The sequence below is a fragment of the Pseudarthrobacter sp. MDT1-56 genome (genome assembly GCF_059383555.1).
On sequence record NZ_JBWZCK010000006.1, the window covers coordinates 292024 to 300080 of the forward strand.

At 66.3% G+C, this 8057-nt stretch carries 3 protein-coding genes; all 3 read left to right on the forward strand.

Annotated elements, in window-relative coordinates:
- Positions 1–98: 98 nt before the first annotated feature.
- Genes AC50YC_RS11045 through AC50YC_RS11055 form a run of 3 tightly spaced genes read left to right on the forward strand, consistent with a single transcriptional unit; the run spans position 99 to position 7688 of the window.
- Entirely contained in the window at positions 99–2171 is a 2073-nt protein-coding gene (locus AC50YC_RS11045; RefSeq protein WP_494953561.1) for an alpha-1,4-glucan--maltose-1-phosphate maltosyltransferase, read from the forward strand.
- A 5-nt stretch (positions 2172–2176) separates the two neighbouring features.
- Positions 2177–3973: a maltose alpha-D-glucosyltransferase gene (gene treS / locus AC50YC_RS11050; protein ID WP_494953562.1), complete on the forward strand. Its 1797-nt coding sequence runs from the start codon at positions 2177–2179 to the stop codon at positions 3971–3973.
- Between the two features lies 1 nt (position 3974).
- Positions 3975–7688 carry a 1,4-alpha-glucan branching enzyme gene (locus tag AC50YC_RS11055; protein ID WP_494953563.1) on the forward strand — a complete coding sequence of 1238 codons (3714 nt, stop codon included), beginning with the start codon at positions 3975–3977 and terminating at the stop codon, positions 7686–7688.
- Positions 7689–8057: the final 369 nt, after the last annotated feature.

Here is an 8057-nt window from a genome sequence, read left to right on the forward strand (position 1 = left end):
TTAAGTTTCTTTTGCATAAATGACGTCCGCCCCCCGGAAAACCCCGGAAAAGTGAGCAGGCTTAGCAATCTGGCCGATTTGTCGATAACGTCGAGGCTGTGACGACTAACTCGCGAACCAGTGCCGTGTCCAAGCAAAAGCCGAAGGCCCTGATCACGGAGGGCCTCAGCTTTGGCCGTTTTCCGATCACCGCCGTGCAGCCTGCGGTCGAAGGCGGTAAATTCCCTGCCAAGGCCGTGGTGGGGGAAACCCTGGTGGTGGGTGCCACTGCCTTCCGGGAGGGCCACGACCGGCTCGGAGTCAGCGCCGTATTGCTCGACCCCCGGGGGAAGGAACGCCAGCGCGTCCGCCTCTCCACGCCCCGGGGCCCGCGCGGTATGGGAACCGACCGCTGGGAAGGGCTCCTGACCCCATCCGGCACCGGCAACTGGTCCTTTGTGATCGAGGCCTGGCATGACAGCTATGGCACGTGGCACCACAACGCCGAGGTCAAAGTGGAAGCCGGAATCGACGTCGAACTGATGCTCGCCGAGGGCGCCGCGCTGCTCTCCGTCGCGTCCGAGGATTCCTCCCGCCCGTCCGCCGACCGGCGGACCCTGCGGATGGCCGTCGTCGGGCTCAACGACGCCAGCAAGACCGCCGAGGAACGGCTCGCCGCCGGATTCAGCGACGAGGTGGCTGACGTCATCGAACGCCAGCCGATCCGCGAACAGGTCACCGTCTCCGAGAAGTACCCCCTGCTGGTGGAGCGCGAACTCGCCGGCCGGGGCGCCTGGTACGAGTTCTTCCCCCGGTCCGAGGGCGCCGTCCGCAACCACGAAACCGGGGAGTGGACCTCCGGAACCTTCCGCACCGCGGCCAAGCGCCTCGACGCCGTCGCGGCCATGGGCTTCGACATCATCTACATGCCGCCGATCCACCCGATCGGCATCCAGCACCGCAAGGGCCCGAACAATACCCTGCTCGCCGGACCGCACGATCCCGGCTCGCCCTGGGCCATCGGAGCCAAAGAGGGCGGCCACGACGCCATCCACCCGGACCTGGGCACCTTTGAGGACTTCGATGCCTTCGTGGCGCGGGCCGGGGAGCTGGGGCTGGAAGTTGCCCTGGACCTCGCCCTGCAGGCCGCCCCGGACCACCCCTGGGTCGAGAGCCACCCCGAATGGTTCACCACCCGCGTTGACGGCAGCATCGCCTACGCGGAGAACCCGCCGAAGAAGTACCAGGACATATTCCCGCTCAACTTCGACAACGATCCCGCGGGCCTGTCCAATGAGATCCTGCGCATTGTCTTCCTCTGGGTGAGCCACGGCGTCAAGGTCTTCCGCGTCGACAACCCGCACACCAAACCGGTGTGGTTCTGGGAGTGGCTGATCGCCAAGGTCAACAAAAAGCACCCCGACGTCATTTTCCTCGCCGAGGCCTTCACCCGCCCGGCCATGATGCACGCACTGGGCCGGGCCGGATTCCAGCAGTCCTACACGTACTTCACCTGGCGGAACACCAAGGAGGAGCTGGAGGAATACTTCCAGGAAGTCAGCCACGAGTCCCCGGCCTACTTCCGGCCGAACTTCTTCGTCAACACCCCGGATATCCTGACCGAATTCCTGCAGTACGGCGGGCCGCCCGCATTCAAGATCCGGGCGGCGCTGGCTGCCACCGCCAGTCCCATCTGGGGCGTCTACGCCGGCTTCGAACTCTATGAGCACGTGGCCCGGCCCGGCGCCGAGGAGTACATCGACAACGAGAAGTTCGAGTACAAGGCCCGCGACTGGGACGCGGCGGCCGAATCCGGCCGGACGCTCGCCCCGTACCTGAGCCGGCTCAATGCCATCCGGCGGGCCCACCCCGCCCTCGGGGACCTACAGAACCTGACGGTGCACGCGAGCACTGACAACGCCACTGTTGTCTACTCGAAGCACAAGACCCTCCCCGACGGCACCAAGGACACCCTGATCATCGTCGTCAACGTGGATCCGCACGGCATCCGGGAGAGCACGGTGACGCTGGATCTGGCGGCGCTGGAGCTGGACGCGGGCGACCTGACGCACAATGGCCGGTTCATGGTGGATGATCTGTTGACCGGCGAGAGCTGGGAATGGGGGGAGTACAACTACGTTCGATTGGACGCCCACGTCGAACCCGCACACATTCTTAGCATCCGGAGGTAGCACGAGTGAGTTTCAGCACGACAAACCCCAACCAGCACTTCAGCCCGAAGGGGACTTTCGAACTGAACGCGCCCGGCCTTCAGCATGACCCGCACTGGTACCGCAAAGCGGTCTTCTACGAAGTGCTGGTCCGGGGGTTTGCCGACGGCAACGGCGACGGCTCCGGCGACTTCCACGGCCTGATCGAGAAGCTGGACTACCTCCAGTGGCTCGGCGTCGACTGCCTGTGGCTCCCGCCGTTCTTCCAGTCCCCGCTCCGTGACGGCGGCTACGACATCTCGGACTACAACTCCGTGCTCGACGAATTCGGCACCATCAGCGATTTCAAGCGCCTCGTCGCGGAGGCCCACGCCCGCGGAGTCCGCGTGATCATTGACCTCCCGCTGAACCACACTTCCGACCAGCACCCCTGGTTCCAGGAGTCCCGCAAGGACCCGGACGGGCCGTTCGGCGACTTCTACGTCTGGAGCGACACGGACGAGAAGTACGAAGACGCCCGTATCATCTTCGTGGACACCGAGGAATCCAACTGGACCTTCGACCCGATCCGGCGCCAGTTCTTCTGGCACCGCTTCTTCAGCCACCAGCCGGACCTCAACTTTGAGAACCCCAAGGTCATCGATGCGCTCTTCGACGTCGTGCGGTTCTGGCTGGACCAGGGCATCGACGGCTTCCGCGCGGACGCCATCCCGTACCTCTTCGAGGAAGAGGGCACCAACTGCGAGAACCTGCCGCAGACGCACGAGTTCCTGCGCAAGCTGCGCAAAATGGTCGACGAAAGCTACCCGGGCCGCGTGATCATCGCCGAGGCCAACCAGCCACCGGCTGAAGTGGTGGAGTACTTCGGCAGCGAAGCGGAACCGGAATGCCACATGGCCTTCCACTTCCCGATCATGCCGCGGCTCTACTACGCGCTGCGGGACCAGAAGGCCGCGCCCATCATCGAGACCATGAAGGACACCCCGAACATCCCCGAAGGCGCCCAGTGGGGAACCTTCCTGCGGAACCACGACGAACTGACGCTGGAAATGGTCACCGCCGACGAGCGCGCGGCCATGCTCGGCTGGTACGCGCCGGACCCGCGCATGCGCGCCAACATCGGTATCCGTCGCCGCCTGGCGCCGCTGCTGGACAATTCCCGCTCGGAGATCGAGCTCATCAACGCCCTGCTGCTGTCCCTGCCCGGCAGCCCGTTCCTGTACTACGGGGACGAGATCGGCATGGGGGACAACATCTGGCTCGAGGACCGCGACGCCGTCCGCACCCCGATGCAATGGAACCCGGACCGCAACGCAGGGTTCTCCAACGCTGACCCCGGCAAGTTGTACCTTCCGGTGATCCAGTCGCTGGTCTACAACTACAGCATGGCCAACGTCGAGGCCGAGGCGGCCCACTCGGGTTCGCTGCTGCGCTGGACCCGCCAGATCCTCAGCGTCCGGAAGAACCACCCCGCCTTCGGGCTGGGCGGCTTCGAGCACGTCGAGGCCGACCACGACGTTGTCCTCGCCTACCTCCGCGAACTGCCGGAAGGCAACGCGGCCGGCGAGGACGGCGAAACCATCCTGTGCGCCTTCAACCTGTCCCAGCATCCGGTGGCTACCACCCTGCGGGTGCCAAGGTTCGCGGGCCGCGGCCTCCGGGACGTGTTCGGCGGCCAGGCATTCCCGGGGATCTCCGACGACGGAACCCTGACGCTGACCCTGGGCAGCCACGATTTCTTCTGGCTCCGGATCCGTTCGGCTGCCTCCAACCCGTCATCGCCCTATACCCAGGCCATGCCGATCCTTTCCATCGAAGGCTGACATGACCCGACGCACCCTCACCCCGGCCCTGAGCGGACTGCTCGGCGCCTGGCTTCCGCACCAGCGCTGGTTCCCCGTCAAGAGCGCCGCGTTCAGCTTCGAGCCCGCCGGGGGACTGCGCCTTGCCGGCGGCCCCGGCGGCGCTTCAGCCAGCGCCGAACTCGAGGTGCTGCTGCTGGCCGTGGACTACCCGACGCCGGACGGCTCGCGCACCGACGTCGTGCAGGTCCCGCTCAGCATCCGCCGCGCGCCCCTGCCCGGGGCGGACTCGGCGCTGATCGGGCAGATTTCCGACGCCGTCCCCGCCGGGGCTGCGGCCGACGACGCCGCAGCGCCCGGCGCCCTGTGGATTTACGACGGCGTCCACGACCCGGCGTTCATCGCGGCGTGGCTGGAACTCATGCGCCACGGCGGCACCACCCCGGCCGGGAACGCTACCGGCCACCTCGTGGAGTCCGGCTACCTCCTGCCCCAGGCCACCGGCGTCGTCAAGGTTCTTTCCGGGGAGCAGTCCAACAGCTCCGTGATCGTCGACGACGGCGCGTCGGCCGCGATCCTGAAGTTCTTCCGGGTGCTCTCCGAGGGCCAAAACCCGGAGGTCGAAATCGGCGCCGCCCTGACCGCGGAGCGCACCGTTGAAGTACCGGCCACCCTCGGCTGGGTGATCGGGGAGTGGGCGGAGGCACCCGCCGGGGCGCAGGACGCCCGCCCCGCGCGCGGCGAACTGGCCGTGGCCCACGAGTTCCTCGCCGGTGGCCTGGACGCCTGGCGGCTGGCCGTCAACGCGGCGAGCGAGGGCCGGGACTTCACCGCCGAGGCCCACGCCCTGGGTGCCGCGACTGCCACGGTGCACCGCCGGCTGGCCCAGGCACTTGGTGTCGCCTCCGGATCCGTCCCGGGAGGCGACATTGCGCCCGGCGTAGCCCAGCGGGTGCGGCAGTCCTGGGCGCAGGCCGGGACCGCCGTCGGCCCGTACGGTGCGGAGCTGGACAGACTCCTGGCACGCCTCGAAGGCAGCGGTGCCGGACCGCTGCAGAGGATCCACGGTGACCTCCACCTGGGCCAGATCCTGCAGGTTCCCGGTGGCGCCGGGAAAGCGCCGCGCTGGGCCATCCTCGACTTCGAGGGGGAACCACTCCGGCCGATCTCGGAACGCAATTTCCCCGACGTCCCGCTGCGCGACGTCGTCGGCATGCTGCGGTCCTTTGACTACGCCGCCGGAGCGGCCGTCCGCGAGCATCCGGAGGCGAACGTCCCGGAGACCTGGGTGGACGACTGCGCCGAGGCCTTCCTGGCCGGCTACGCCGAAGTCATCCCCGGTAGCATCGACCGTGATTCGCCGCTCTTCGTCGCGCTGTGGCTCGACAAAGCCCTTTACGAAGTCATCTACGAACTACGGAACAGGCCCGACTGGCTCTCCATTCCGGTCCACGCATCACGTCGTCTCCTCGGCAGTACAGGCTCCGGCGTTCCCGCCGAAGCCGCAGCGGAAGGTATCAAAATGACAGGTTCAGCACGTATCGATCGTCCCGGAAGTCCATTGCCGGTGGATGCGGACACTCTGGCGAGGGTCGCCGCCGGCGAACACCACGCGCCGCACTCGGTCCTGGGTGCGCACCTCGATGACCACGGCCACGTCACGATCCGCACGGTCAAGCACCTCGCCGAAGCCGTCTCCGTTGTGACCGCAACCGGCACCTTCCCGATGACGCATGAGTCCGGCGGGGTGTGGGTTGCCGTGCTGGAGCCGCTGGAGACGGACCATGTTCCGGACTACCGGCTGGAAGTGAGCTACGAGGGCCAGCCGCCGCAGCCGGCCGACGACCCGTACCGGTACCTGCCCACCATCGGCGAGCTCGACCTGCACCTGATCGGTGAAGGCCGCCACGAGCGCCTCTGGGATGTTCTCGGCGCACACGTCCAGCACTACAAGTCCGCCCTGGGCGACGTCGACGGCGTGTCCTTCGCCGTGTGGGCGCCGAACGCGCAGGCGGTCCGCGTCAAGGGCGATTTCAACGGCTGGGACGGCCGCCAGCACTCGATGCGGTCACTCGGCTCCTCCGGGGTCTGGGAAGTCTTTATCCCCGGCGTTTTGGCAGGGGCGTGCTACAAATTCGAGGTCCGGACCAAACACGGTTACTGGGTGGAGAAAGCGGATCCGTTGGCCTTCGGCACGGAGGTTCCGCCGCTGACGGCATCGCGTGTTGTGGAGCCCTCCTACGCCTTCAAGGATGCGGAGTGGATGGAAGCCCGCGCCGCACGGGATCCGCACAACTCGCCGATGAGTGTCTATGAAGTGCACCTCGGCTCCTGGCGGGTCGGGCTCAGCTACCGGGAACTGGCGAAGGAACTGGTCGAATACGTCAAGTGGCTTGGCTTCACCCATGTGGAGTTCATGCCCGTGGCGGAGCACCCCTTCGGCGGGTCCTGGGGCTACCAGGTCACGTCCTACTTCGCTCCGACGTCACGCTTCGGCCATCCCGACGAGTTCCGGTACCTCGTGGATGAACTCCACCAGGCCGGCATCGGTGTGCTGCTGGACTGGGTGCCGGCGCACTTCCCCAAGGATGAGTGGGCGCTGGCCCGGTTCGACGGCGAAGCGCTGTACGAGCACTCCGACCCCAACCTGGGCGAGCACCCGGACTGGGGAACGCTTATCTTTGACTTCGGGCGCAGCGAAGTCCGCAACTTCCTGGTCGCGAACGCGCTCTACTGGCTCGACGAATACCACATCGACGGCCTGCGGGTGGATGCCGTGGCCTCCATGCTCTACCTCGACTACTCCCGCGAGGAGGGACAGTGGCAGCCGAACCGCTACGGCGGACGCGAGAACCTTGAAGCCATCTCCTTCCTGCAGGAGGTCAACGCCACGGTCTATAAGACGCACCCCGGGGCGGTCATGATCGCCGAGGAATCCACCGCGTTCCCGGGTGTCACGGCGCCGACGAGCCAGGGCGGCCTGGGCTTCGGGATCAAGTGGAACATGGGCTGGATGCACGATTCGCTCAAGTACATGGCCGAGGATCCGTTCAACCGCCGGTGGCACCACGGCACCATCACCTTCTCCATGGTCTACGCCTACACGGAGAACTTCCTGCTGCCGATCAGCCACGACGAGGTTGTGCACGGCAAGGGTTCGATGCTGCGGAAGATGCCGGGGGACCGCTGGCAGCAGCTGGCGAACCTGCGCGCCTTCCTGGGCTACCAGTGGGCCCACCCGGGCAAGCAGCTGATCTTCATGGGCACGGAATTCGGCCAGGAAGCCGAATGGTCCGAACAGCACGGCCTGGACTGGTGGCTGGCGGAGATTCCGGCGCACCGCGGGATGCAGCTCCTGACCAAGGACCTCAATGAGCTGTACAGCTCCACCCCGGCGCTCTACGAACAGGACAACGACCCTGCTGGATTCCAGTGGATCAACGGCGGGGACTCCAACCGCAACGTCCTGACCTTCATCCGACGCGACGCCGCGGGCAACCCGCTGGTGTGTGCCTTCAACTTCTCGGGGGCCCCGCACGCGGACTTCCAGCTGGGCGTCCCCTCGGCCGGGAAGTGGCAGGAAGTGCTGAACACCGACGCCGACGCGTATGGAGGTTCCGGTGTCCTGAACGGGGGCACCCTCACGGCCCCGGACGTCGCCATCGACGGCCAGCCCGCCACACTCACGGTCACGCTGCCCCCGCTGGGTGCCGCGTACTTCAAGCCGGTGGGCTGACGCCGGCCGGCCGCCCCAGGCCGCTGCCCGGTTGAACATCGTCGAAGAGCCCGGAATCCCCGTGATTCCGGGCTTTTTGATGCCTCGCTGGAGTCAGTCTCGCGGTCCCTTTGTCAGCAGGGCAAAGTGGTGGTAGAGTTTATTTCCGCGCTGCTCCCCGGAGTTGAACGGCCACCAAGACCAAGAAGCCTCACGGCAAGACTGAGTCAGGGCGCCGATTCGACAAGGGTGAAGCGGCCCGGTAAGATAGAGAAGTTGCTCCGGATCGATCCACGGCTGAGGTTGTGGTGGTGCCGGGTGTGTCTGTTGTTTGAGAACTCAATAGTGTGCCAAGTTTGTTGATACCAATTTATTGTATTGAATTGGTTG